Here is a 3,429-nt window from a genome sequence, read left to right on the forward strand (position 1 = left end):
CATCCAGCCCGTCCGGCGCTTGAGGACCGGGGTCCGGGGCAGCGCCCCGAGGCATTGGCCTAGGACGGCCCGCACCCGCCGCGGTCGCCCCGCACCACCCCCAGCCCGTCCGGCGTTTGAGGACCTGGCCGCCGCCCCGAAAAATCCCGGCCCCCCGCCCCACCCACCGGCACACTGAACCCCATGCCCCCACCGCCCACCACCCCCGTCACCGTCCCCGCCGAACTGGCCGAGGCCCACGCCGGATACCCCCAGTACGTCCGCGACGGCGCCCCCTGGATCACCACCCTCCCCACCCTGGCCGCCCAGTTCCTGGACCACTGGCGGCTACGCCGGACCGGTGCCGCCATGCACGGCATGGTCGCCCTCGTCCTCCCCGTCGTGCGCGAGGACGGCACGCCGGCCGCCCTCAAGCTCCAGCCCCTGGACGAGGAGAGCGTCGGCGAGCCCGTAGCGCTACGGGCCTGGGGCGGCGACCGGAGCGTACGGCTGCTGGAGCACGACGCCGAGTCCGGGACGATGCTTCTGGAGCGGCTCGACGCCGAGAACTCGCTCGATGACGTCCAGGACGTCGAAGCGGCCCTCACGGACCTCTCCGAACTGCTGGCCCACCTCGTGTCCCACCCCGCGCCCGCCGGAATGCGGACCCTGGCCGACATCGCCGCCGCCATGCTCGACGACGTGCCGAAGGCGCTGTCCGAACTGCCCGACCCCGGCGACCGCGAACTGCTGCGGCAGTGCGCCGCGGCCGTGCGCGACGTCCTCGGCGAGCCCGGGGACCGGCTGCTGCACTGGGACCTGCACTACGAGAACGTGCTGGCCCCGCCGCCCGGTTCGGACCGGGGAACGTGGCTGGCCATCGACCCCAAGCCGCTCGCCGGCGCCCCCGGCTTCGACCTGATGCCCGCCCTCCACAACCGGTGGGAGGAGATCGCGGCCACCGGCGACGTACGGCGCGCCGTCCGCCGCCGCTTCGACCTCATGACCGAAGTGGTCGGCCTGGACCGAGAGCGGGCGGCGCGCTGGACGCTCGGCCGGGTGCTCCAGAACTCCCTGTGGGACGTGGCGGACGGCGAGCACGCCGTGCGACCGGATCAGGCGGCCATCGCCCGTGCCCTGCTGCCCTGTTGAGGCTGCTTGCCACGTTGAGGCTACTGCCCCGCTGAGGCGGCGGCCGGGCCCAGCCAGGCGAGCGCTCCGGCGGTGAACGCCTTGACGCCCGTGATGACCGTCGGCTCGGCGAGCGGGGCGAAGAACGGGGAGTGGTTGTACGCCACGTCCGAGTCCATGGTGCCCGCCTTCTGAGCGGTCTCGTAGGTCTGCGCGTCGATGCCCCCGAAGAGCCAGTAGCAGAGCGGCGCCCCGGCCGCGGTCGCCAAGAGGCAGACGTCCTCGCTCCCGGTGATGGGCCCGGGGTCCAGGACGCGGTCCGTGCCCAGTTCGGCGCCGATGGCCGCCATGGTGCGCCGCACGGCGTCCGCGTCGTTGACGAGGACCGGGAAGGAGTCGATGGTCTCGATGTCGGGCTCCCGCTCCGCGCCCGAGGCGGCGGCCTCCGCCCGGATGATCCGCTTCACCGCCGCGAGCACCCGTGTCCGTACGGGCTCGGTGTAGCTGCGGATGTTGACCTTGATCTCGGCCTCGTCCGGGATGATGTTGTCCTTGGTGCCGGCCCGGATGGAGCCGACCGTCACCACCGCCGTGTCGCCTCCGGCGACCTCGCGGGAGACGACCGTCTGGAGCCGCATCACCGTGGCGGCGGCCATCACCACCGGGTCGACCGTCGACTCCGGCCGCGAGGCGTGGCCGCCGCGCCCGTACAGCCGTACGCGCAGGGAGTCGGTGGCGGAGAAGGCGGGGCCGGGGTGGCAGCCGGCCATCCCGGCGGGCATCGGCACCACGTGCTGGCCGAGGACGACGTCCGGGGTGCCGAACCGCTCGTACAGACCGTCGCCGAGCATGGCCTTGGCTCCCTGGCCGAGCTCCTCGGCGGGCTGGAAGACGCCGATGACCGTGCCGGACCAGTGCGCGCGGCCCTGCGCGAGGAGTTGGAGCGTGCCGAGCAGACAGGTGACGTGCGTGTCGTGGCCGCAGGCGTGCATGACCGGGACCTCGTTGCCCTCCGGGTCGGTGCCGGTGGCCTTGGACGCGTAGGCGAGGCCGGTCTGTTCGCGTACGGGCAGCCCGTCCATGTCGGCGCGCAGCAGCACGGTGGGGCCCGCGCCGTTGCGCAGCACCGCGACGACGCCGGTGCGGCCGACGCCGGTGGTCACCTCGTACCCGTACGAGGCGGTGCGGCGGGCGGCCTCGGCGGCGGTGCGGTGTTCGGCGAAGGACAGCTCGGGGTGGGCGTGCAGATCGCGGTAGAGGTCGGCCAAGGGCTCCTTGATGCCGTCCAGGCCGTCGAGAACCGTTCGTGTCGCCGTTGTCATCACGCGCTCCTCTGCTCGGTTGTCGCTCCGGTTGTCGCTCTCCACACACTCCCACCCTCAGCACAGTTGTACGCCTGGGCACTGACAACGCCACCGCACGGGGGCGGTGGCGTTGTCAGCGGCGGTGTCGGAGGCCGGGTGCGGCAGCGGAGCCCAACAGGCCCCCGGCGGCGGTCAGTCGTCCCCGGCGACCGTCAGCGAGCGCAGCTTCTGGCCCGCGTACCAGGTGGCGGCGACGGTGACGCCGATCAGCAGGATCAGCGCGAGCGGCAGCCCGACCTCAGAGGTGATCGCCCCGTCCGCGCCGATCTTCTGGGCGAGGGCCAGGGCCCACTGCTGGACGCTGAGGGTGCGTGCGCCCTCGACGACGCTGCCGAACAGGGCCTCCCAGACGAGCGCGTAGACCAGGCCGACGACGACCGCGTGCCGGGTGACGGTGCCCAGCAGCAGGAAGATCGCGCTGTAGGCGACGGAGGCGACGGCCGCGGCGACGGCGTAGGCCACCGCGATCTGCTGGCTGTTGCCGTTGAGCAGGAACCCGGCGATCAGGGTCGGCACGGCCGAGAAGGCGACGCTCACGCCGATCGCGACGAGCAGCTTCGTGAAGATGATCGTGGGCCGCTTGACGGGCTTGGCCAGCAGATAGACGACGGAGCCGTCGTCGATCTCCGGGCCGATCGCGCCCGTGCCGGCGATGACGCCGATCAGCGGGACCATGGTGGCGAGCGCGAAGCCGCCCAGGACGTCGACGGCGGTCTGGTCGTCGGCGCCGGTCATGGCGCGGATGGCCGCCGCGATGACCAGCAGCAGCACGGGCAGCGCGCACAGGATGAGGGCTCGGCGGCGGCCGAGGAGGGCCCGGTAGGTGAGCCGGGCGACGGTGTGGTTGTACATCGCTTCAAGGCTCCTAATTCGTGAGTAGGTGGCTCCAGGTCAGCCCCGGAGAGACTGCTGGACTTGGTGTGGATGGGTTGCGTGGTGGTCGCATGGGCGCCGG

The 3,429-nt window shown here is 72.8% G+C and carries 3 protein-coding genes; 1 reads left to right on the plus strand and 2 read right to left on the minus strand.

Going from position 1 to position 3,429, the window contains the following annotated elements; translation table 11 throughout:
• Nucleotides 1-183 precede the first annotated feature (183 nt).
• Complete coding sequence (locus ACFU99_RS37985; protein ID WP_384401559.1) at nucleotides 184-1,131, plus strand: aminoglycoside phosphotransferase family protein; 948 nt, start codon at nucleotides 184-186, stop codon at nucleotides 1,129-1,131.
• 20 nt (nucleotides 1,132-1,151) lie between these two features.
• Here the strand turns inward: ACFU99_RS37985 and ACFU99_RS37990 are convergent, their stop codons facing one another.
• Nucleotides 1,152-2,432: an amidohydrolase gene (locus tag ACFU99_RS37990; protein WP_384401562.1), complete on the minus strand. Its 1,281-nt coding sequence runs from the start codon at nucleotides 2,430-2,432 to the stop codon at nucleotides 1,152-1,154.
• A 174-nt stretch (nucleotides 2,433-2,606) separates the two neighbouring features.
• Nucleotides 2,607-3,326, minus strand: a complete 720-nt coding sequence (locus tag ACFU99_RS37995) for an ABC transporter permease subunit (protein WP_384401565.1) — start codon at nucleotides 3,324-3,326, stop codon at nucleotides 2,607-2,609.
• Nucleotides 3,327-3,429: the final 103 nt, after the last annotated feature.

The sequence above is a fragment of the Streptomyces sp. NPDC057654 genome (assembly GCF_042800135.1).
GTDB lineage: Bacteria > Actinomycetota > Actinomycetes > Streptomycetales > Streptomycetaceae > Streptomyces.